The following is a 23128-nucleotide window of genomic DNA, read 5'->3' as shown; positions in this document are numbered from 1 at the left end:
ATAATGCCACAAAACCATTAAATTTAAGAGCACCAAATAACAATTGTGGCAATTAAACCCTAAAAACTGTTTAAAAATAAACCGTATGCATAAAAAGTTTTAAAGAGTTGCCTACAATAGTTTTTTTATTTAACTTTACTAGGTAAGATACAGGGTTCAAGTGCAGCGCCGTTTATGAGCAATTAAAGCCAGAGTGCTGCGCACAGTTAAATAAAAATAGTTAGGCAACTTATTATCATTGGAGTGAAGATGAGCCATTTAGCGATTTCAGAGCTATTAAAAGGCAATGTTGCGGTAGACAGCCAAGTAACAATTAAGGGCTGGATCCGTACTCGCCGCGATTCAAAAGCAGGAATTTCATTTTTAGCCGTTCATGACGGTTCGTGTTTTGATCCTATTCAAGCGGTAGTTCCTAATTCACTTAATAATTATGATGAAGTTACTAGCTTAACAGCCGGTTGTTCTGTGTCGGTTACAGGTGTTTTAGTTCAATCTGCTGGTCAAGGTCAATCTTTCGAAATACAAGCTAATACAGTGACTGTATTAGGTTGGGTAGAAAACCCTGATTCTTATCCAATGTCGGCAAAGCGCCACAGCATTGAGTACTTACGTGAGCACGCTCACCTTCGCCCTCGTACAAATATGATTGGCGCAGTAACTCGTGTACGTAACTGTTTAGCACAAGCTATTCACCGTTTTTACCACGAGCAAGGTTTTTACTGGATCAGCACGCCAATCATTACGGCAAGTGACTGTGAAGGTGCTGGCGAAATGTTCCGTGTATCAACGCTTGATATGCAAAACTTACCGCTTACAGACAAAGGCGAAGTTGATTACAGCGAAGATTTCTTCGGTAAAGAAGCATTCCTTACTGTATCAGGTCAGTTAAACGGTGAAACTTACGCGTCTGCAATGTCAAAAATTTACACATTTGGCCCAACATTCCGTGCAGAAAACTCAAACACATCTCGCCACCTTGCAGAATTTTGGATGGTTGAACCTGAGGTTGCGTTTGCTGATTTAGAAGACATAGCAAAACTTGCTGAAAACATGCTTAAGTATGTATTTAAAGCAGTACTTGAAGAACGCCGTGATGACATGGAATTTTTTGCACAACGTGTAGAAAAAACAGCAATTACGCGCTTAGAAGAATTTGTAGAAAAAGACTTCGCACAGGTAAATTACACTGAAGCAGTAGAGATTCTTAAAAACTGTGGTAAAAAGTTTGAGTACGCTGTTGAATGGGGTGTAGATTTACAGTCTGAGCACGAGCGTTACCTTGCTGAAGAACACTTTAAAGCACCAGTAGTTATTAAAAACTACCCACGTGACATTAAAGCATTTTACATGCGCCAAAACGAAGACGGTAAAACCGTTGCCGCGATGGACATTGTAGCGCCTGGTATTGGCGAGATCATTGGTGGTTCACAACGTGAAGAACGCCTTGATGTGCTTGATGCGCGTTTAGAAGAAATGGGCTTAAACAAAGAAGATTACAGCTGGTACCGCGATTTACGCAAATACGGTAGCGTGCCACATTCAGGCTTTGGTTTAGGCTTTGAGCGCTTAGTTGCTTATGTAACAGGTATGGGCAACGTACGTGACGTTATTGCCTTCCCTCGTACTAAAGGCAGCGCAACTTACTAAATTGGTAAGTAAACTGTTTTAAAATATTGAAAAACCAGCTTAGTAGCTGGTTTTTTTATTCAATGAAAGTATATTTGGGCTCGTCATTTAACAACAAAAAAATCTCTCATACCGGTCTAAAAATAGTAGATCGTCATAAATTTACAAATTAAAACCCACAACAATTAATACTTATCAGTCGCGTAATTAACTGTAATAAACTTGCTACAAACTACCCTCCTATTTCACCTATATGGTCTATAGTTTAATAAAAGAACTTAAGGCTATTTATATGATTAAAAACTTTATTTTAGCAGTATCGGTACTTGCTTCTACATATTCTATGGGGGTATCAAACAATAATAATCAATTTAATAAACCTCTACTCATAGGCGGCTCATCCTCGGTATCTCACTTACTTGAACTGGTTAAACCGGGCTATCAAAAGAAAACAAATACTCCAATGCAAATTAGATCAATGGGTAGTGAAAAAGGCATAAGAGCAATTGCAGAAAGCTTTATTGATTTAGGGTCAAGCTCTCGTTATTTAACAAATGAAGAACAAGAGAAATATCCACATATAACGCAAATTATAATAGCTCAAGATGCGCTTGTCTTTTTTACTAATATTGAAAATAAAATAGATAATATATCGGTTGAAGAGTTAAGAAATGTTTACTCAGGAAAATATGAAAACTGGCAGCAAATAAACCCAGACTACTTGCCTAAACGTACAAGTGATAAGAAGGTTTTACTGTTTAGTAAAGCAACTAATCATGGGACATTTGATATATTACTTGAGTTTTTAGACCTCAATTATATGCAAATACCAAACAGCAACACTATAAAATTGAAAAAATCAGGTAATCGTGGTCTTTTCTCAAAACAAGATGTGCAATTATATGATGAATTTAATCAAGCATTAGGTATCGTGCAAAGAATGCCAAATGCTATTGCATACGAGTCCTACGGTGCAATATCTCAATTACTGGGTAGCAAACAAATAAACAAGGTTAATATTTTAGGAATAGATGGCGTTAAAGTAAATCATGAGAACATTCAAAATGGTAATTACACATTTGTAAGACCATTAATATTATTAGTAAACAGCCAATCGGAGCGCTCTGTTGCGCAAGCTAAACTGGTTTTAGATATATTAAAAACTAAAAAGGTAAAAACAGCATTATTAGATCATCATTATTCAATGGCAGAATTTTAATTACTCTATAAACTACATAACTAAAAAAAGCCGTAATACCCAAAGAGTATCACAGCTTTCAACCAGAATAAGTTTGTTTATTTAAAGACTATAAAGCACTTTCGAGCTGTGGCAGTACTTCAAATAAATCTGCGACTAACCCGTAATCTGCAACTTGAAAAATAGGTGCGTCTGGGTCTTTATTAATCGCGACAATTACTTTTGAGTCTTTCATACCCGCTAAATGCTGAATAGCACCGCTAATACCTACTGCAATGTATAAATTAGGCGCTACAATTTTACCTGTTTGACCAACTTGCATGTCGTTAGGTACAAAGCCTGCATCAACCGCTGCGCGCGACGCACCAATCGCAGCACCGAGTTTATCGGCAATACCATTAAGCAAGGCAAAGTTTTCGCCGTTTTGCATACCACGACCACCCGATATAACCACCGTGGCAGCCGTAAGCTCTGGACGTTCTGACTCTGTTTGTTCAACACTTACAAAGCTACTTAATTGTGAATCTGACACAGTATCAATATTAGTAACAACCGCTGCTGATTGCTCACCTTGTAAATCAAAGCTACTTGCACGTACGGTAATTACTTTTTTACTATCGAGTGACTTAACCGTTGCGATTGCATTTCCTGCATAAATAGGACGTTTAAATGTATCGGCGTCCACTACTGCAATAATTTCAGAAATTTGCGCAACATCTAATAACGCAGCAACACGTGGCATAAAGTTTTTGCCTGTTGTCGTCGCACTTGCAACAATGTGACTGTAGGTATCGCTAAGTGATAAAACTAAATCGGTCATACTCTCAGCTAACTGATGTTCATAAACGCTATTGTCAGCAACTAAAACATTAGCTACGCCTTCAATGCTAGCAACTTGTGAGCTCATTGCGCTTAGGCTGTTACCTGCAATAAGTACATCAACAGGAAAACCCATTTTTACTGCGGCGTTAATAGTTTTTGAGGTTTCTGGTTTTAAGGCACCGTTGTCGTGCTCTGCAATTACGAGTGTTTTCATTTAAATCACCTTTGCCTCTGTTTTTAATTTTTCTACAAGCTGTGCAACGTCTTCAACAATTATTCCTGCTGTACGTTTAGCTGGTTCTTCTACACTTATTAATTGAATACGCGGTGTTAAATCGACACCTAACGAATCAGCTGCTATTACTTCAAGCGGCTTACGTTTGGCTTTCATAATATTTGGCAGTGATGCATAACGAGGCTCGTTTAAGCGTAAATCAGTTGTAACAACTGCAGGTAGATTAAGTGCCACCGTTTGCAGGCCGCCATCCACTTCGCGGGTTACGTTTACTTTGCCATCGTTAATAACCACTTTTGATGCAAATGTACCTTGCCCACGATTAGTAAGCGCAGCAAGCATCTGACCTGTTTGATTATTATCTGAGTCGATTGACTGTTTACCTAAAATTACAAGCTCAGGAGATTCTTGTTCAACAATCTTAGCCAAGAGCTTTGCAATATGAAGTGACTCGAGCTTTTCATCGGTTTCGATGTGAATGGCTTTGTCGGCGCCCAATGCTAATGCTGTTCGTAATTGCTCTTGCGACGCTTTTGGACCAATAGTTACTGCAACAACTTCACTGGCTGTACCAGCTTCTTTAAGGCGTATTGCTTCTTCTATCGCTATTTCACAAAACGGGTTCATTGCCATTTTTACGTTAGTTAAATCAACGTCGCTGTTATCACTTTTAACACGAGCTTTTACGTTGTAATCAATCACTCTTTTTATTGGTACGAGAACTTTCATAGGAACTCCATAATAATTTAAACCTACAAGCTGACGTGCACGTCAACTTATTTATTTTATGAAATTAGACTACTTCCTGTTGACGTAAACGTCAACCTAAAATAACCTTTAACTATTCACAGTCTGTAACGTTTAATTTGCAAGGTTAAAAGTAGGCTGTACACCTTATTTAAATGTGTAGTAAACATTCGAATAAGTCCGTCATAGATAAAGAGGTTATTATGGTCGAACGTGAAACCATGGAATTTGATGTAGTTATTGTTGGTGCTGGCCCTGCGGGGCTTTCAAGTGCAATTAAACTCGCGCAATTAGCACAAGAAAAACAACAAGAGTGCATGATTTGCGTAGTCGAAAAAGGGTCTGAAGTGGGTGCACATGTACTCTCTGGTGCCGTTTTTGAAACCAAAGCTTTAGACGAACTGCTACCAAATTGGCAGGAGCTTGGTGCCCCTGTTACGACCAAAGTAACCAACGATGAAATTTATTGGTTTAATAACGAGCAAAAAGCGACATCAATCCCCCACTTTGCTACGCCAAAAACATTTCATAATAATGGTAACTACATTGTGTCTATGGGTAACGTATGTCGATGGCTTGCAGAGCAAGCTGAAACGTTAGGCGTAGAGATATTCCCAGGGTTTAGTGCTCACTCTTTAATAATTGAAGATAAAGCAGTAAAAGGGATTATTACTGGCGATATGGGTGTCGACAAAGACGGTAATGAAAAAGACGGTTACATGCCTGGCATGGAACTTAGAGCAAAATACACGATTTTTGCTGAAGGTTGCCGTGGTCATTTAGGTAAGCAACTAATCAATGAGTTTGCACTTGATGCAGATTCATCACCGCAGCATTACGGTTTAGGCTTTAAAGAAATTTGGCAAATAGATGAAAGTAAGCATGAGCTTGGTAAAGTTGTTCATGGTACAGGTTGGCCACTTAGCGGCGATACTAACGGTGGTGCATTTATGTATCACAGTGAAAACAACCAAGTTGTTGTTGGATTGATTATTGATTTAAATTACTCAAACCCACATTTAAGCCCGTTCGATGAATTTCAGCGAATGAAGCACCATCCAGTATTTAAAAACATACTAGAAGGTGGCGAACGTATTGCTTACGGCGCACGTGCTATTGCTAAAGGTGGCTTGCATTCATTACCAAAAATGCATTTTGCGGGTGGCTTAATTGTTGGTTGTGATGCAGGCACACTTAACTTTGCAAAAATCAAAGGTAATCACACCGCAATGAAATCGGGAATGATTGCCGCTGAGGTTATTTTTGAAGCATTGCAAAATGAGTTGGCAAATACCGATTTAACTCATTATCAAACTGCGTTTGAGAAATCGTGGGCATATAAAGAGTTATATCAATCTCGTAACTTTGGCCCTGCTATGCACAAATTAGGTAAGTTTATAGGGGGTGCGTATAACACGCTTGATCAAAACATTTTTAATGGCGGTTTACCGTTTACATTTAAAGATAATACACCCGATCACTCTACCCTTGTTGATGCTAACGCCGCTAATAAAATTTCGTACCCAAAACCAGATGGGCAGCTTAGCTTTGATAAACTCTCAAGTGTGTTTTTATCAAATACTAATCACGAAGAGTCACAGCCGTGTCATTTAAAGCTCAAAGATGCGTTAATTCCTATTAACGTAAACTTAGTTAAATTTGATGAACCCGCACAGCGTTATTGCCCTGCGGGTGTTTACGAAGTACAAGAAATAGCAGGTAATAAAGAGTTTGTTATTAACGCTCAAAACTGTGTGCACTGTAAAACCTGCGACATTAAAGACCCGAGCCAAAATATTACATGGGTAACACCGGAAGGCGCTGGTGGACCAAACTACCCAAATATGTAACTAAATTATGCGCTATATAGATATATAATTGCGTTTTTTACATATAAATTATAAACATATCCTAAATTGCAGGGGCTTCGGCCCCTTTTTTACGTTATGCTAATAGTAGTTTTAATAAATATGAGTGTTATCTATGCCGTCGTCAAAAGTTGTTTTTCGTTTTTTAGCAGAGCCTACCGATGTAAATTTTGGTGGTAAAGTTCATGGTGGGGCCGTCATGAAATGGATTGACCAAGCAGGCTATGCATGTGCTGCTGGTTGGAGTGGTCATTACTGTGTAACAGTTTCGGTTGCGGGTGTTAAATTTAGACGCCCTATATTAGTAGGTCAAATTGTAGAAGTAGAAGCTAAAATAGCGCATACCGGTAAAACAAGTATGCAAATTTTTATTCAAGTTCGTTGTGGCGATCCAAAAACACAAAATATGGTTGAAACAAATCATTGCGTTATCAGCTTTATTGCTATGGATGAAACGGGCTACCCAATTGAAGTACCTTCATTTTCGGCTGTAACAGATGAAGATATTAAATTAGAAAACTACGCTATAAAAATGAAAGAAATAGCAATTGAAACAGAAAACTTACTTCATACCGTTTAGTTTCTGACTTTGAGTACTGCTGTGTAAAAAACTCATTATGCTTTGTAAAACATACAACTTATTTTAGAGTACTTAATTAAATAAAAGTTCACCTTGATTATAAAACACGCTAAAAGCTGTAAAAACCAATACAAAAGTAGGTTTTTAGCCGTGTTTTTAATCAACTTTGTAATTGGCATGCTCACTGCAAGTAAATAATTGAAGTTTGATTAACTAAATCAAGCATTTGATTATTTTTCTAAAGGAGCTATTCAATGATTAAAACACTTTCTCTTTCAGCTATTGCACTAGCAACACTGGGTTTTAACTCTGCAGCACACGCTGACATTTCTGATTTCGATTCTCCACGTATTTATACTGGTATCGGTTACGGTCAATATTCTTTTGAATTTGAAGACAGTGACAACGACACCGATTTTGACGACGATGCACAAATGCTAAAAGGCTACGTTGGTACTCAATTTAACGAGTACTTAAGCTTAGAGCTTGCTTATCAAAATTTTGATGAAGTTAGCGATATAGACCAAAAAGCTGAAATTGATGGCGTATCGCTTGCCGCACGCCTAGGTCTTCCAATATCTGACAGCTTTACCGTGTATGCAAAAGGCGGTTGGTTTGAATGGGATGCAGATTACACACAAGAATTACCGGTAGGTAGTGTATCAGCGTCTAAAGATGGCGGTGATGCGTTTTACGGTGCGGGTGTTGAATACGCACTTACTACAAATGTTCAATTTCGTTTAGAATATGAACGCTACAAACTTGATGACGACATTGACCCAGATATGGATGTAGCATCTGTATCAGTTCAATACATGTTTTAATTAAACCTTAAAACGCATATAAGAGGTAAGCTTAGGCTTACCTCTTTGCTTTTAGTTACTCTAAATACAAGCTTATAGACCGCACAGTCTAATAATCATCATTTAAACCAGTCAGTCTTTAAGTAATAAACTCACTTACATTAATGCCATAAACGCTAAATACAGGTAGAATAGCGCTCTATTTTATTTGTACCCGAGTACTATGAGCGATTATAACATTTCGGCTATTGGCCATATTCAATCTCCATATAAACAAAAGTTTGCAATACCTAGGCAGCCTCGTTTAGTACCACAAGCCAAAGCTAAACTTATTTTTGCTCCTGATTTTAATCGTGAAGAGTTTGTACGTGGATTAGATGAATTTACTCATATATGGCTGCTATTTCGTTTTCATGAAACAGCTGATAAAGGCTACTCCGCCATGGTACGCCCTCCTCGTTTGGGCGGAAATGAGCGAAAAGGTGTATTTGCTACTCGTGCTACATTCAGACCAAACGCGATTGGCATGAGCGCTGTAAAACTTGAAGGTATTGAGTATAAAAATGGGCAACTTAGCTTATTATTAGCTGGTATTGATTTACTTGATGGCACACCTATCATTGATATAAAACCGTATTTGCCGTATTCAGACTCAATGCCCGATGCAAGCGCAGGCTTTGCCGATACTCGCCCAGAAACAGAAATGACGGTTGAATTTAGCCCTCAAGCAATTGAGTTTATTAATGCGCAAACTCAATACCCAGAGTTACATGACTTTATATCAAATGTGTTAAAACAAGATCCACGCCCTGCTTATAAAAAACAAAAAGAAGAAATGCAAAGCTATGGAATGACCTTATATAACTTTAATATTCGTTGGCAAGTAAATGACTCCCATAACTTGGTAACAAACATAGAAAAAAACTAAATAACTCACTTAGCGCTTTAGTGTAAAAGCATCCGCTGGTAAACTTAAGCTCTATTAAAAGAACATAATTACTCTATTTCGGAAAAAACATGCGTACAAGCCAATATATACTCGCAACACTTAAAGAAACGCCATCAGATGCTGAAATCGTATCGCATCAGTTAATGCTTAGAGCCGGTATGATCCGTCGCGTCGCTTCGGGTTTATACACTTGGTTACCCTCTGGTTTACGCGTGCTACGTAAAGTAGAAAACATTGTACGTGAAGAAATGGATAAAGCTGGTGCAATTGAAATGCTAATGCCAGTTATTCAACCTGCTGATTTATGGGAAGAGTCTGGTCGTTGGAATGAATTTGGTCCTGAGCTTATGCGCTTTACAGACCGCCATAATCGTACATTTGCACTTGGTCCAACGCACGAAGAAGTAATTACTGATTTCGTACGTAAAGAAATAAACAGCTACAAGCAGTTACCTGTAACGTTATACCAAATACAAACTAAAGTACGCGACGAACGTCGTCCTCGCTTTGGTGTAATGCGTGCTCGTGAATTTACAATGAAAGATGCCTACTCTTTTCACTTAAGTGAAGAGTGTCTAGATGCAACTTATAAAGCAATGCACAAAGCTTACTGTAATATTTTTGAGCGTTTAAACCTTGATTACCGCCCTGTTATAGCCGATACAGGCTCTATTGGCGGTAGTGTATCGCACGAGTTTCATGTACTTGCTGAGTCGGGTGAAGATGCAATTGCATTTAGTGATGGCAGCGACTACGCAGCTAATATTGAAAAAGCAGAAGCGCTAGCACCAAGCGAGCCTCGCCCTGAAGCATCAAAAGAGCTAAAGGCATTTCCAACGCCTGATGCTAAAACTATTGACGAGCTTAAAAAAAGCTACGGTGTTAAGCCACATCGCTGTGTTAAAACGCTAATAGTTTACGGTACGCCTGATGAAAACGAAGTACGTGGTTTAGTTGCCTTAGTACTGCGTGGCGATCACGAATTAAACGAACTAAAAGCTGAAAAGCACCCATTAGTAGACTCTCCGCTTGAAATGGCAACAGAGGCAGATATTGTTGCTGCTATTGGTGCAAAACCTGGTTCATTAGGTCCTGTTGGCTTATCAATGCCAATTATTGTTGATCGAACAGCTAACATACTTGCTGATTTTGTTGCCGGTGCTAATAAAGACGACGAACATTACAGCGGTATTAACTGGGATCGTGACGTAACTGATTACGAAGTTGCAGATATTCGTAATATTGTTGAAGGCGATATGAGCCCATGTGGTCAAGGCGTTTTACAAATTAAACGCGGTATTGAAGTAGGTCATATTTTTCAACTTGGCACTAAGTACTCAGAAGCGATGAAGGCGGGTGTATTAAACGAAGGTGGTAAAAACCAAACAATGACTATGGGTTGTTACGGTATTGGCGTATCACGTATTGTTGCCGCTGCCATTGAGCAAAACAACGATCAATACGGGATCATTTGGCCTGCACCTATCGCACCATTTGATTTAGCAATTGTGCCTATGAATATGCACAAATCACATCGTATTCCTGATATTGCTAATAACCTTTATCAAGGTTTAAAAGATGCAGGGCTTGATGTGTTGTTTGATGACCGTAAAGAACGCCCTGGCGTTATGTTTAACGATATGGAGCTAATTGGTGTGCCATTTACCCTCGTAATTGGTGAGCGTAACCTTGACGAAAACAAAGTTGAGCTTAAAAACCGTCGTACGGGTGAAAAGCTAATGGTTGATATCGACACAGCAATCGATGTAATTAAAGCAGCCGTTAAAGGTTAAGCAAAAATAGCTTAAATATAATTTAAAAACCGCTTTTTTAAAGCGGTTTTTTTATATCTAAATTTTATATGTGCTATTTAGCCGCACAAACAGTAAAAATAACACCACCCTGCTATTTAAATATTTGATGTTCATTTAAGCTATAAAGACTGTAGAGCCGATTACTTACTCAATTTTTTAAACTCAGTAGAATCTAACACACTTTATTTAGTGGGTGTTATTATTGATTTATGGTCAATGAAACGACATTTTTATTTGCACTTTTCGCATTATCAATGCATTAAGCTCTATACAACAAAAAGCAGCTAGCGGTACACGCATCATTTATATTCCCGGTAATCATGACTAAACATTCAGAAGCTATATAAATCAAACTTTATTTGGGTTCGAAGTTTACCTGCAGTTTATTTACACCACTAAAACTAATAAATATTTTTACTCGTACACGGCGATGACTTTGATTCCGCTACTCGTCATAGCAAACTGATTAGTATTGCTGATTATGCAGGATACGATTTATTATTTCTGAATCGGTGGTCCAATCGCATACGTAAATTATATGGTGGTAATTACTACTCACTTGAACCATTAATAAAAACTCGGGTACACAAAGCACGTGATGCTATTAAACATTTGAAGATGCTGCTATTCATGAAGCTAAAAAACAAAACATAGATGGAATTATTTGTGGGCATATTCATCATCCTAAAATAAAAGTTGATAACGAAATTATGTATTTAATTAAGGTTGGATTGAGAGCTGTACGGCGCTTGTAGAGCAGCAAGATGGGGAAATTGAGTTACTACATTACCCATATACAGAGCGTGCTCGATACTGCCGATATAACAAAATTAGATATATTAAGTTAGATATATTAAGTTAGATATATTAACTAATACAAAACCTAAAAAATCAGCTGCGTAAGCAGCTGAATAATTTAATTGGAATTAACTTAGCCAGGTGATGAGTTTATCTTTTAACGTTTGTGGTTTTATCGGCTTAGTGATGTAGTCGTTCATTCCTGCGGCTAAGCAGCGCTCTCTATCACCTTCCATTGCACTTGCCGTCATCGCTATGATAGGTATGTGCGTGTAATCTACCCCAGCTCTACTATTTCTTATTTCACTTGTTGTATCGTAGCCATTTAAGTTAGGCATTTGGCAATCCATTAAAATAACATCGAAGGCTTGCTCTGTATTTTCTTTTAAAGCTTCTAATGCTTCTATACCATCTGATGCACAAGTGATTTTAACTTTAGTACGTTTTAAAATCGCTTTGGCTACTTCAATGTTTATCATATTATCGTCTACTAATAAAATATGATAAGCCGACAAATCAGGCTCTACTTGTTCTTCGGTTAAGCCTTTAGGTGGTGTAATTATAAACTCACTGCTAGCCCCAAACAAACTAGCCAGTTTATAGCTAAATTGATCTTGAGTAAGTGGTTTATTCAGAATATGGCTGCCCTCAGGTAGTACTGTTTTAATTGGCTTGTCTGTAACCATATCCCGTAAAATTAATACATATTTTTTATTTTGCTGTTTACAATGATCAATTAATGCATTTATTTGAGGATGCTCATCATCAATAATTAATAAATCAGCATCAAACTCTTTATGCTCACTAAAGTAATCAAGCCTTGTAACATTAGACGTATCTACTTTGCACGTAAGCTGCAGTAAATCACACACATTTTTATAAACATTATCACGTGCGATTAGCGCTGCCACATCAATAGCGGTTGATAGTTCAATACCAGAGTTTAGCTTTTTTTGTTGTGCTACATGTAACTCAACTGTTGCAGTAAATGTACTACCAGCACCCTTTTCACTTGTTACAGTAATATTCCCACCCATTAACTGAGCGAGTTTTTTGCATATGGATAAGCCTAAACCGGTTCCTCCAAAGTGGCGGGTTGTACTTGAGTCTTCTTGTGTAAATACTTCAAATAGTTTGTCTATGTTCTCTGGCGCAATACCAATACCCGTATCTTTTATTGTAAAGCTCATTAATAGCTTTGAGTCGGTAATGTACTTAGAGCCAACAGTTAAGCTTACTTCACCCCGGTGGGTAAATTTAAATGCATTATTAACTAAATTAATTAAAATTTGTTTAAGTCGATGGCTATCGCCTATTACCATTCGGTCTATTACATCTTTTGTATCTAAAAATACTTCAAGTCCTTTACGCTGACCGTGTAGTGCTAAAGAGCTAATCATATCGCTACACACTGTAACTACATCAAACGTATGGTTATCTATATCAAGTTTTCCTGCTTCTATTTTAGAAAAATCGAGAATATCGTTAATCAAGTTCATCAGTGAGTTAGCACTGCTATTTGCAAGTTTTAAATAATGGTATTGTTGTTCAGATAAGCCATCTTCTTTGAGCATTTCAAGCATACCCAACACACCATTCATTGGGGTGCGTATTTCATGCGATATATTGGCTACAAAGTCACTCTTCGCTTGGCTAGCTGCTAGTGCTTGATCTATAGCATGTTCTAGCTCAATTGTTCTTTGTGATACTTTAAGCTCTAAAGTGCTATTTAGACCTTCGAGTTCTGATTGAATATTTTTTAATGAACTTATATTTCTTAAAATTGCACCCACTTGGTAACGCTCGTTATACACATCAAAAATACTAGTTAAGGTAATTGAATAGTATTGTGTATTACCATCGTTATCTATGTACATGGCTTCAAATGGCATTTTTGTGCCATCTGTTATTGTGTCTTTAATACAGTTTTTATCTTCTTCACTTAAAGTAAATAATGATATGAACTGAGTATTTTCGTTTTCAAGTGAAGTACCAAACACTTCTTTTGCAGTATTATTAAAATGTATTATTTCACCTGTTTCTTCAATTGTAAAAATGGCATCAAGTGAGTTTTCTATTACCCTATTATTTTGCTCTTTTAATGAGTGTATAAGTAATTTTCTGTTTATAAATCGCTGATATAAAAATGTTATAATCAAAAACACACTAAAAAAGACTAACAACATTACTATAAAATTTTGACGTCTTTCGCTTACTTTTTCTAATAAAATATCAGTACTAATACTCACCGCAATCTCAAGAGGCAACATAGTAATATCGTCATCAAAATAAATACGCTTTTTAATAAAATAATGTTCGGGATAATTATTTAATGGGATCGTACTTTCAGATAGCATATTTTCTGTATTAGTAAATTCTTGGTTCCACGTTTTACTTTTATTAAATTCAAAACCAAACCTAAAATCAGGATTAGGGTGATACAAAAATTCACCCTCGTTATTCATTAGGTAAATTTCGGTACCATGTGGCAATTCAACCGTTAAGCTATTAATTAATTGATTAGCAAAGTAATTTGTGACTAATACAGCAAAAACCTGTTTGTCTTCATCAAAAACAGGTTTTGCAACTCTAAAAGTACTAGTGTAAGGTTTTTGAATCTCACCATTTTCTCGGTTGTAGTTAATTGGTGAAATATAAACACTATGCTCATCTAACATGCTTGTTTTAATTATGTAGTCTCTTTGCCCTTTCTTTTGTAATTGCTGACCTTCAAGCCTTACAAGTTTGCCTTGGTGATTACGGTCAACTCTAACAACTTCTTGTCCGCCATCGGCAAGCATAATATATCGTGCTTGCAGTATGCTTTCGTCAGTGCGCATAAAACCAGAAAAAATACTGCCCAATCGTTCTTGCCAAACGCCAATAGGAGTACCTAATAAGGGATCGATTAATTTGTTTTCTGTTGCTCGCGTAATACCTTGAATAGGAGGAGTCGCGTCTAAAAATCGAATAGCGGTTACGCTATCTTGAAAGTGTTTTTTTAATGAAAGGCTTTTAGTTTCAAGCTCACGCTTAAGCTCTACTTGAGAAGAGTTGTAGATATCACTTCTGACTTTTTGTTCAAATATATACAGAGATGGTAAAGCTATAAGAACAAAAATTAATGCAGCAACAAGTATTAGCTTATTACTTTTTGTTACGCTCAAAAAAGTATTTCTTTTTAACATTTACCTTCACCATAAATTCTCATTATTGTTATTATAGAGCATTAGGGAATAAAAAGGACCCTATAACTAATCGGTTATCGCTATAAATTTCATTCTAAAAAAACTAAATCATTAGTTTTTTTATAAAACTCATAATTACTATGAACAATAAGCAATCAAAAACATATCGACTTACCTATTTTATAATAAAGGTAAATACGTATTAGTAATTTATTGAGTCAGATAATTTAAGAATTCGTTATTGCTAGTTTTTATTAGCTGGTTAATTTAGTGGTAATACTTAACCTCAACGCTTACCTAAATCAATGAAGTAAACTTGTCTTAACGGTAAGATTTATCACCATACGATGTAGGAGAGATTAAGCTTTAAGCTTTAAGCTTTAAGCTTAATTTGATGCAGATGAATAATTACTAAATATTATTATAAATTATGGTTTGTCTGACTAAAGTAAGTAGAGCTCAAATGGAACCCTACTCACTTTAAGATTTAAACACTATCTAAATAATACATCTTCTCGGTTAAACCATTTAACACAAAATGCCAGTAGCCCCGCTGCAATAATTGCAGTAGCTAAAAATATCAAGCCTACAAATGTATAATCGACAGTCCCTTTTACTATTTCTTTAATTGCTAATGCTACGTTTGTTACTGGAATAAATGCTGTTTTTGCATTGAGTTCCATATTTGGCATTATTGAAATAATAATAGGGAAAAACACACCCATACTAAGCGGAGCCATATAGTTTTGTGCTTCTTTAAAGGTGCGTGCATAGATAGATATAGCCAGTGCCAAAGCCGAAAATATAGCAGCCACAGGCAGTAGCAGTACAAATATCATCAGTAAATCGGTAACCGCTAATGTACTAAATGCCGCTTTAATAAAATCAAGATCGGCAAATGCTAACGCCAGTGCTATCCAGCAACCCATACTCAGTACTGTTATGGTTGTTGAGGCAATGGATGTAGTTAACAAGGTTATAAATTTACCAAGCACCAACTCTGTACGCGTAATAGGTGTAAGTAGCAGTGTTTCAAGTGTGCCACGTTCTTTTTCGCCTGCGCCTAAATCAATAGCGGGATAAGTAGCCCCCATCAATACTAATGGTATAAGTAAGTAAGGTAAAAACCCGCCAATTTTTTCGCCAAGGTTTTCACGTTTATCGGCTGTATCCACCTTAATTACTTCAATTGGGTTAAGAATAGATTTTTGCACAGACTCTTCAATACCAAAACTGATTAGCTTTTGAGTTTGCAGCACATCACTGTATTCTTTTGCGAGCTCTTTGACGCGTTCGAATAAAAAGTTAATAGATTTTGAATCGTTAAAAACAACCTGCCACTGGCTTTGTTCACCATTATCTAGTGTTTGCTCAGCATGGCTTGGTAAATAAATACCCATATCAATATCGCCAGCTATAACGCCAGCTTTAAGCTCTTCAATGTTATTAAATGTTTTAGCCCCTTTATAAAGCTCAAAACTTTTGTGATAAAACACTTTATCAGTAAACTCTTGTGCGTATTCACCATTAATAATGGCATACGTATTTACTTTTTGTTCGGCATCCATTGCTGCTTGTGAGCTTATAAATGCCATTACGGCAAACAATAACGGAAATATAGCGACAGGGAGCGCAACAACAAATAATAGCGTTTTTTTGTCGCGTAATAACTCTCTTAATTCCTTTTTAAATACCTCAAACATCATGTTTCTCCATTAATATGTTCATAAATGCTTGATTAAGCTCATCGCTTTTACCTGTCTGCTTAAATTCTTCTACTGTTCCGTCAAAGCAGCTAATACCTTCGTTAATTACAGCGACTCGGTCACATAAAAGTGCAACTTCATCTAAATGATGGGTCGAAAAAATAACAGGAGTACCTTGCGCCTTTAAACCCTTAATAAATTGAATAACGGTTTGCGTGGTCATTATATCCAGACCCGTTGTTGGCTCATCAAGGACAACAACTGCTGGGCGATGCACAACAGCACGCGCAATATTTGCTTTTTGCTTCATACCTGTTGATAGGTTTTCTGCGCGTTTATCTACAAACTTATGCATATCAAGCAATGTAAATAGCTCATCACAACGCGATGCTATATCGTTTTTATCCATACCGTGGAGCTTTGCAAAATACTCTATGTTTTCTTTTACAGTTAAGCGGCCATACAAACCCGTAGAGCCAGATAAAAAACCGATAGACTTACGCCCTAGTAGCGGTTTTTTTACAATATCGTTTCCGGCAATTGTTATTGTGCCTTCATCGGGCTTTAACGCGGTTGAAATCATTCTAAGTGTAGTTGTTTTGCCTGCGCCATTTGGACCTAATAACCCTAGCACCTCACCTTTTGCGCAGCTAAAACTCACATCTCGTACTGAGTGAAAGTAATCTTTATCTTCACGAGGGTCGATGTCATCTATTTTATTTTTTTTGTGATCTTTAGTTAGCTTAAATTTCTTTTTAAGCCCAGCTACTTCTATCATGTTCGGTTCCTTCGTTTCGCTCTAAAATAATCTGTATTGTTGTAAAATGAGTCGTCTTTGTTTTCGTCATGCCAACCAGGTACACCAAGTAAAGGTAGAGGTGAAAGCTGTTTATTATCGGCTAAGCAGTTATCTGTTTTAATCATCTCATAAAGGGCTTGATCAAGGTACTTGTATTGAGTTACTAAATCTTTACAAAATATTTCATTAGGTACACAAACAAATAACGCTTTACCCGTTAAGCCTATATAAGGTTTAGTAAGCATTTCGTAATTTGCATGACCAAACATAAAAGGTTTTATTGTTTTACCCCACTCATGTTTGTATTCAACAAATGCTGTTTTCCATTGGTGATCGCAAAGCCACTGCTGCCATTTACTCTCACTTATAGCTAATACAACACCACATTCATCAAAGAGCGTTAGTGCATTACGATGCTTAGTGCGATGTTGTAAACCATGCTCAGCTATATCTAGCACATGCCTTTGGTTTATCAACGCTTTGGTTTTAGGAAATAAACACCAAATAAAGCCGCCAAATAAGTCATGCCAATTCTCTGTACGTGTTGGTACTTCGCCTGTTTCAAAAATAACTTGCTCATAATAACGATCGCCAAAATCTATTTTTGCGTCATCAATAAATTGAATAGGTAAGTTATTTGCATTAATTGCCTTTAGGTATGGGGTAAACCATTGTGGGCTTGGCCAACTTATTTGTTCATTAATTTTAAATAGAGTATTTAAATGGGAAAATGCACCACTTTGTAAACTACTTGGTTGCCACTGCTCAGGAGGAGTAAAACGCTTCATTATTATTAATTACTTACTAGTTTATACCTTAAAATTTGTAACAGTTTACCGCAAAAACTGGTTCTACTTAATAGAAGTTAATATACTAATCACAACTTAAAACAAGAAACGAGCTGATATGAAACATTATTTCTCTCTAACCCTACTTGCTACAGCTGTATTAGCAGGTTGCGCAACAACAAGTATAACTCCGTCTGACGTAACAAATGGTTACAACAGTATTCAAGCAGATGAACTTGCTGAGCATGTAAAAGTACTCGCATCGGATGAGTTTGGTGGTCGTGCTCCTTCATCACCTGGCGAAAAACTAACGCTTGATTATTTAACTGCGCAGTTTAAAGCTTTAGGTTTAAAACCAGGTAATGGCGACAGTTACTTACAAGAAGTGCCATTGGTTTCTTTAGAAGCTGATTCGAACATGGTGCTTAGTATTGGCGGTAAAGACTACCAATACAAAAAAGACATGGTTATGGGTAGCAGTCGCATAAGCGCTCAAGAAGGCATAGAAAACTCTGAACTTGTATTTGTAGGCTACGGCGTTAACGCACCTGAATACAATTGGAATGATTACGAAGGTTTAGACGTTAAGGGCAAAACGGTTGTAATGCTGGTTAACGATCCAGGCTTTGCAACAAAAGATCCTGCGTTATTTACTGGCGACGCAATGACCTATTATGGGCGTTGGACATACAAATATGAAGAAGCAAGTCGCCAAGGTGCAGCTGGTGCAATTATTATTCATGAAACAGCACCTGCGTCATATCCATGGTCAGTAGTTGAAAACTCTTGGAGCGGTGAGCAGTTTGGTTTTCAAAAAGAAAACAATAATATGGACCGTGTAGCCGTTGAAGGCTGGGTTACAACTGACGTAGCAAAAGAGCTATTTACTAAAGCAGGTTTAGATTTTGATACCGTTAAAAAAAATGCTGCTAAAGGTGCTTACCATGTTGATATGGGCGATTTAACTGCTTCTGTTAATATTAAAAATACGATTAAAAAATCGGTGTCGTATAACTTTATCGCCACTTTACCTGGTAGTGAAAAACCAGATGAGCATGTTATTTACTCAGCTCATTGGGATCACTTAGGTACAGATAAAACACGTAAAGGTGATCAAATTTATAACGGTGCTCACGATAATGCAACGGGTACAGCGGGTCTTATTGAAGTAGCTGAAGCTTTTACTAAATTACCTAAGCACCCTAGCCGCTCGATGACCTTTTTAGCTGTAACAGCTGAAGAGCAAGGCTTATTAGGTTCTAAATACTATGCCGCAAATCCAGTAATTGCAGCAAATAAAACCGTTGCTAACATCAATATGGATAGCTTAAATTTATTAGGCAAAGTAAAAGATATGAACGTAGTTGGTATTGGTAAATCTCAAATGGATGAGTTTTTAACTAATGCAGCTAAAGAGCAAAGCAGAACAATATCTGGCGATCCTAAACCATCATCGGGTGGTTACTACCGCTCTGATCACTTTGCATTTGCAAATATGGGTATTCCGGCAATGTATGCAGGCGGTGGTACTGTGGCTGCTGATGAAGAAACAGCTAATTATCGTAAACGCATGAGCTTAGTACTTCGCGGTTGTTACCATCAACCGTGTGACCGCTACCGTGATGAATGGGATTTATCGGGTGCTGTTCAAGACTTACAATTATTTTATAAAGTAGGTTTTGATATTTCTGAAACAGAACAGTGGCCAACGTGGAATACAAACTCTGAATTTCAGCGTAAGTAGCCTTATTTGAGTTTACTTATCGAAAAATTCAAAGTGAGTAATCGATTTAAATAGATGCAAATGATATTGATTATCATTTAATTAAAATATACAGTGTGACTTAGTTAATTAATTAGGTCGCATTGTATGATTTTACTCCCTCAAATTGGTTTTATTACTCCAGCCTCAAAACGATTCATGAGTCAAAATAAACGCTTATTGCTGCCTTTATTTATTTTAGCGTGTTTAGCATTTCCGCATTTACGAGAAATAACAATTACGGCACTTAGCGATGCTTTTTTTCAGGTAAGCGTGTTTGTTGCCGCTACCCTCTTAATTTATTACTACGCTATAGAGCACTTACCTCAGTTAGAGCTAAGTTACTTAAGCGCTAAGTCGCCTATTTTAGAAATTAGCTTTGCTGCTGTTTTAGGTGCATTACCTGGCTGTGGTGGCGCTATTATAGTTGTTACGCAGTTTACTAAAGGTCAGGCTAGCTTTGGCGCTATTGTCGCAGTTTTAGCCGCAACGATGGGCGATGCTGCATTTTTATTACTTGCTACACGTCCCAGCGAAGGCTTACTCATTATGGGTATTGGGCTGCTGGTGGGTACTTTTAGTGGCTTGCTGGTTAATGCGATACATAAAAAAGATTTTTTACGCCCTACAGCGCAAGAACAAAAACACCAAATAAAAATACTCCCTACAAATATTATTAAAATCAGTAAACCAATTTGGATGGTGGCAATTATTCCAAGCCTAATTATTGCTTTTTTGATTGCGTTTAATATCGATTTTTCAACATTTGGCGCCAGTACAAGTGCTGTAATTAATGTGTTTGGCGCAGCTATGGCATTATTTGTAGTTAGTATTTGGGCACTTTCATCAAAAGGTGAAAGTTATAAAGAAGTAACTTCAGAAGACGATACGTGTAATCCCCCCTCTAAAATAGTAAAAGTATTACAAGATACCCATTTTGTAACTGCATGGGTTGTAGCATCATTTATGTTATTTGAAATTTTAGTCAATATTGTTGGGCTTGATTTAAAAACGTGGTTTGTACACTACGCTTATTTAGCACCACTGATTGCTGTACTTATTGGGTTTTTACCCGGTTGTGGTCCACAAATCATTGTAACTACTTTGTATATTCAGGGCATTATTCCTTTTAGTGCTTTAGCTGGGAATGCAATTTCTAACGATGGCGATGCGTTATTTCCTGCAATCGCAATGGCGCCTAAAGCTGCTGTTATAGCTACGCTTTACACGTCTATCCCCGCATTAATAGTTGGTTATGGGTTGTATTTTTTAAGCTAAAATACATTCACATAAATCATATATAAAAAGCTCAGCAAATGCTGAGCTTGGTTTTAATTAATCTTCTTTATCAGCTATTTTTTGTAAATTACTATTTATTTTGAATAATACAATCACAAACTCACACCAAACTCTTGCACCAATTGCTCCGAAAACAATAATACCAATTCCAGAAATAAAGCCACCACCATAACTTGTAAACATAGCAGTAATTCCTGAAACTAATGTAGCAAGTAAAATTAGCCAGTAGATAAAAGTGATTATTTTAGGGGTTATCATTGAATCGAAAAAGAAAAGATCTTTCATTGTAATCCTTATTGTTTTTTATAAGTAGATTTAATACTCGTACCTATATTGAGACGGATTTGCAGAGTTCAAATTAAGACAGTATGAGAGGTGTGTATTGACTAAATAAAAGTCAATATTTTATCAAACATCCCTATATCAAACCACAATCCATTGAGTGTTGATTAAATATATCCAACAATTTAATCTTAATATAAAGCACTTTATTTTAAAACAAAAAACCAACTTTTAGCTGGTTTTTATTTAAAATACACCACAATAAAGCGCTTAACGCATTGCCATCATCATTGCAGATGGATTTTCTAGATACGATTTCCATAAATTATTAAAGCGGGCAATTGTGCCGCCATCAATAACGCGGTGATCGCCAGACCAACTTACTTGCATAATTGCTTTACTTACAACCTGTACATTGTCATCAAAACGCGGTAAGTGCTGTAATTTACCTAATGCAACAATGGCCACTTCAGGCTTATTAATTATAGGAGTTGCAATAGTACCGCCAATAGCACCTATATTAGAGATGCTAATTGTCCCACCTTTTAAATCATCCGGTGCAACACGGCCTTCTCGCGCTGAGAGAGTTAAACGGGTTAAATCATTTGCCACATCAACAATGCTCTTACTCTGGCACGATTTAATGTTAGGCACTAACAAGCCGATTTTAGAATCAACCGCTATGCCAATATTATGGTCGTTATAATAAGTTAGTTCAGTGCAATCATCATTCACTTTAGAGTTAAGTACCGGGTACTCTTTCATTGCTAGCGAAAGTGCTTTTATGAAAAATGGCATCATGGTGAGCTTTATACCTTGTGCTTTATATTGCTCTTTTAATGAACTACGTAGAGCGATTAGCGCTGTTAAATCTATCTCGTCACTAAATGTAAAATGCGGAATAGTTGAAACAGATGCCATCATTTGCTTGGCCATTGCAGCCTTAATACCCTTAATTGGCTCTACTCGTACGCCACCGCTTAAAATCTGCGTTTGGTTTTGTACTGCACTTTGAGAAGCATCGCTATTAAGAGGTGATGTATCAATTGTATTTGGTACTTCGCCTTTTACAAATTCTTCAATGTCTTGCTTGTAAATTCGACCATTTTTCCCACTGCCTAGTACACAGGTTAAATCTACATCAAGCTCTCGTGCCTTACGACGAACAGCAGGAGATGCAACTGCTTTTTGATTGACGACTTTTATCGCTTGCTCTACTTTCCCCGATGATGGCATTTCTGCGACGGCATTAGTCTGCGCCTTTACGACAGCGTGGTTTATATCAACATTTGGCTTTGCTGCACTGCCTGCAATTGTCATTTGAAACAATGGGCTATGAACTTTAGCTATCTCACCTTTTTGATAATATAACTTTTGAACTGTACCTGTGTATTTTGCCGGAATTTGCACTAATGCTTTGTCAGTCATTACATCACAAACTGCTTGGTCTTCTTCTATTTCGTCGCCTTCTGCAACTAACCAATCAACAATTTCACACTCAACAATACCTTCACCAATATCGGGTAATATAAAGTCCTCAACTAAATCAGCTGCACCGTTATTAGTTTGAGGTGCTGTTTGTACTATTTCTTGTGCTGATCCATTACTTGGGCTCTCACCCGCTACATCCATCGCGAATAAAGGTGCATGTACTTTGGCAATTTCACCTTTTAAATAGTATAGCTTTGTAATTACGCCATCATGTACCGCTGGTATTTGTACCAATGCTTTATCAGTCATCACATCACAAATGGGTTGATCTTCAGACACAATATCGCCCTCTTTAACTAACCAATCAACCACTTCGCATTCAACAATGCCTTCGCCAATATCGGGTAATATAAAATCTTTAGCCATGGTAACC

Annotated in this window: 17 protein-coding genes and 1 pseudogene; 10 read left to right on the top strand and 8 right to left on the bottom strand. The window is 37.1% G+C overall.

All coding sequences use genetic code 11. From position 1 onward, the window contains the following. Positions 1-249: 249 nt before the first annotated feature. A complete protein-coding gene (asnS, locus tag I6F65_RS04055; protein ID WP_024612616.1) occupies positions 250-1647 on the top strand; it encodes an asparagine--tRNA ligase in 1398 nt (465 codons plus the stop codon). A 271-nt stretch (positions 1648-1918) separates the two neighbouring features. Further along, positions 1919-2845 carry a PstS family phosphate ABC transporter substrate-binding protein gene (locus tag I6F65_RS04050; protein WP_166109109.1) on the top strand — a complete coding sequence of 309 codons (927 nt, stop codon included), beginning with the start codon at positions 1919-1921 and terminating at the stop codon, positions 2843-2845. A gap of 88 nt (positions 2846-2933) precedes the next feature. On the opposite strand, the gene I6F65_RS04045 is transcribed toward I6F65_RS04050, so the two are convergent. Further along, positions 2934-3860, bottom strand: a complete 927-nt coding sequence (locus I6F65_RS04045) for an electron transfer flavoprotein subunit alpha/FixB family protein (RefSeq protein WP_197111657.1) — start codon at positions 3858-3860, stop codon at positions 2934-2936. Beyond that, the gene (locus tag I6F65_RS04040) at positions 3861-4610 is read right to left on the bottom strand and encodes an electron transfer flavoprotein subunit beta/FixA family protein (protein WP_197111655.1); all 750 of its coding nucleotides are present in this window, start codon (positions 4608-4610) and stop codon (positions 3861-3863) included. A gap of 221 nt (positions 4611-4831) precedes the next feature. Between I6F65_RS04040 and I6F65_RS04035 the strand changes: the two genes are divergently transcribed. From I6F65_RS04035 to I6F65_RS21695, 6 genes and pseudogenes are all read left to right on the top strand, one after another. Continuing rightward, positions 4832-6478 carry an electron transfer flavoprotein-ubiquinone oxidoreductase gene (locus I6F65_RS04035; RefSeq protein WP_197111653.1) on the top strand — a complete coding sequence of 549 codons (1647 nt, stop codon included), beginning with the start codon at positions 4832-4834 and terminating at the stop codon, positions 6476-6478. 133 nt (positions 6479-6611) lie between these two features. Continuing rightward, positions 6612-7076 (top strand): acyl-CoA thioesterase, encoded by a 465-nt coding sequence (locus I6F65_RS04030; protein ID WP_024612986.1) that lies wholly within the window; start codon positions 6612-6614, stop codon positions 7074-7076. Positions 7077-7330: 254 nt separating this feature from the next. Further along, complete coding sequence (locus I6F65_RS04025) at positions 7331-7900, top strand: outer membrane beta-barrel protein (protein ID WP_166109113.1); 570 nt, start codon at positions 7331-7333, stop codon at positions 7898-7900. Positions 7901-8102: 202 nt separating this feature from the next. Then, positions 8103-8807 (top strand): tRNA (N6-threonylcarbamoyladenosine(37)-N6)-methyltransferase TrmO, encoded by a 705-nt coding sequence (tsaA, locus tag I6F65_RS04020; RefSeq protein ID WP_166109114.1) that lies wholly within the window; start codon positions 8103-8105, stop codon positions 8805-8807. An 89-nt stretch (positions 8808-8896) separates the two neighbouring features. Further along, entirely contained in the window at positions 8897-10621 is a 1725-nt protein-coding gene (locus I6F65_RS04015) for a proline--tRNA ligase (RefSeq protein ID WP_166109115.1), read from the top strand. Positions 10622-10735: 114 nt separating this feature from the next. Beyond that, positions 10736-11490: pseudogene (locus I6F65_RS21695) on the top strand (UDP-2,3-diacylglucosamine diphosphatase). Between the two features lie 78 nt (positions 11491-11568). Here the strand turns inward: I6F65_RS21695 and I6F65_RS04010 are convergent. The 4 genes from I6F65_RS04010 to I6F65_RS03995 all read right to left on the bottom strand — a co-directional run bounded on the left by I6F65_RS04010 (position 11569) and on the right by I6F65_RS03995 (position 17921). Then, the gene (locus I6F65_RS04010; protein WP_197111651.1) at positions 11569-14628 is read right to left on the bottom strand and encodes an ATP-binding protein; all 3060 of its coding nucleotides are present in this window, start codon (positions 14626-14628) and stop codon (positions 11569-11571) included. A 494-nt stretch (positions 14629-15122) separates the two neighbouring features. After that, entirely contained in the window at positions 15123-16331 is a 1209-nt protein-coding gene (locus tag I6F65_RS04005; RefSeq protein ID WP_197111695.1) for an ABC transporter permease, read from the bottom strand. Further along, positions 16324-17112 carry an ABC transporter ATP-binding protein gene (locus tag I6F65_RS04000; protein WP_197111649.1) on the bottom strand — a complete coding sequence of 263 codons (789 nt, stop codon included), beginning with the start codon at positions 17110-17112 and terminating at the stop codon, positions 16324-16326. The genes I6F65_RS04005 and I6F65_RS04000 overlap by 8 nt, the downstream gene beginning before the upstream one ends. Next, positions 17109-17921 (bottom strand): DUF3025 domain-containing protein, encoded by an 813-nt coding sequence (locus tag I6F65_RS03995; RefSeq protein WP_197111647.1) that lies wholly within the window; start codon positions 17919-17921, stop codon positions 17109-17111. Before I6F65_RS03995 ends, I6F65_RS04000 begins: the two co-directional genes overlap by 4 nt. Positions 17922-18039: 118 nt before the next feature. On the opposite strand from I6F65_RS03995, the gene I6F65_RS03990 reads away from it, so the two are divergent. After that, the gene (locus I6F65_RS03990) at positions 18040-19665 is read left to right on the top strand and encodes a M28 family metallopeptidase (protein WP_197111645.1); all 1626 of its coding nucleotides are present in this window, start codon (positions 18040-18042) and stop codon (positions 19663-19665) included. A 126-nt stretch (positions 19666-19791) separates the two neighbouring features. Continuing rightward, on the top strand, positions 19792-20961 hold the full coding sequence (locus tag I6F65_RS03985; protein ID WP_197111643.1) for a putative manganese transporter: 1170 nt from the start codon (positions 19792-19794) through the stop codon (positions 20959-20961). 57 nt (positions 20962-21018) lie between these two features. Here the strand turns inward: I6F65_RS03985 and I6F65_RS03980 are convergent, their stop codons facing one another. Together I6F65_RS03980 and I6F65_RS03975 are read right to left on the bottom strand one after the other, a co-directional pair. Continuing rightward, on the bottom strand, positions 21019-21267 hold the full coding sequence (locus I6F65_RS03980; protein ID WP_197111641.1) for a DUF4282 domain-containing protein: 249 nt from the start codon (positions 21265-21267) through the stop codon (positions 21019-21021). 267 nt (positions 21268-21534) lie between these two features. Beyond that, complete coding sequence (locus I6F65_RS03975) at positions 21535-23121, bottom strand: dihydrolipoyllysine-residue acetyltransferase (RefSeq protein ID WP_197111640.1); 1587 nt, start codon at positions 23119-23121, stop codon at positions 21535-21537. Between the last annotated feature and the right edge of the window lie 7 nt (positions 23122-23128).

Origin of the sequence: Pseudoalteromonas sp. SWXJZ94C (assembly GCF_015864385.1) — a bacterium.
Lineage (GTDB): Bacteria > Pseudomonadota > Gammaproteobacteria > Enterobacterales > Alteromonadaceae > Pseudoalteromonas.
Note: the sequence above shows the minus strand (reverse complement) of the source record. Positions and strands in the feature narration are given on the sequence as shown.

Bases quoted from the DNA above. Each gene is read 5' to 3' on its own strand.
- asnS (WP_024612616.1), top strand. From the start codon at position 250: ATGAGCCATTTAGCGATTTCAGAGCTATTAAAAGGCAATGTTGCGGTA.
- I6F65_RS04050 (WP_166109109.1), top strand. From the start codon at position 1,919: ATGATTAAAAACTTTATTTTAGCAGTATCGGTACTTGCTTCTACATAT.
- I6F65_RS04045 (WP_197111657.1), bottom strand. From the start codon at position 3,860: ATGAAAACACTCGTAATTGCAGAGCACGACAACGGTGCCTTAAAACCA.
- I6F65_RS04040 (WP_197111655.1), bottom strand. From the start codon at position 4,610: ATGAAAGTTCTCGTACCAATAAAAAGAGTGATTGATTACAACGTAAAA.
- I6F65_RS04035 (WP_197111653.1), top strand. From the start codon at position 4,832: ATGGTCGAACGTGAAACCATGGAATTTGATGTAGTTATTGTTGGTGCT.
- I6F65_RS04030 (WP_024612986.1), top strand. From the start codon at position 6,612: ATGCCGTCGTCAAAAGTTGTTTTTCGTTTTTTAGCAGAGCCTACCGAT.
- I6F65_RS04025 (WP_166109113.1), top strand. From the start codon at position 7,331: ATGATTAAAACACTTTCTCTTTCAGCTATTGCACTAGCAACACTGGGT.
- tsaA (WP_166109114.1), top strand. From the start codon at position 8,103: ATGAGCGATTATAACATTTCGGCTATTGGCCATATTCAATCTCCATAT.
- I6F65_RS04015 (WP_166109115.1), top strand. From the start codon at position 8,897: ATGCGTACAAGCCAATATATACTCGCAACACTTAAAGAAACGCCATCA.
- I6F65_RS04010 (WP_197111651.1), bottom strand. From the start codon at position 14,628: ATGTTAAAAAGAAATACTTTTTTGAGCGTAACAAAAAGTAATAAGCTA.
- I6F65_RS04005 (WP_197111695.1), bottom strand. From the start codon at position 16,331: ATGTTTGAGGTATTTAAAAAGGAATTAAGAGAGTTATTACGCGACAAA.
- I6F65_RS04000 (WP_197111649.1), bottom strand. From the start codon at position 17,112: ATGATAGAAGTAGCTGGGCTTAAAAAGAAATTTAAGCTAACTAAAGAT.
- I6F65_RS03995 (WP_197111647.1), bottom strand. From the start codon at position 17,921: ATGAAGCGTTTTACTCCTCCTGAGCAGTGGCAACCAAGTAGTTTACAA.
- I6F65_RS03990 (WP_197111645.1), top strand. From the start codon at position 18,040: ATGAAACATTATTTCTCTCTAACCCTACTTGCTACAGCTGTATTAGCA.
- I6F65_RS03985 (WP_197111643.1), top strand. From the start codon at position 19,792: ATGATTTTACTCCCTCAAATTGGTTTTATTACTCCAGCCTCAAAACGA.
- I6F65_RS03980 (WP_197111641.1), bottom strand. From the start codon at position 21,267: ATGAAAGATCTTTTCTTTTTCGATTCAATGATAACCCCTAAAATAATC.
- I6F65_RS03975 (WP_197111640.1), bottom strand. From the start codon at position 23,121: ATGGCTAAAGATTTTATATTACCCGATATTGGCGAAGGCATTGTTGAA.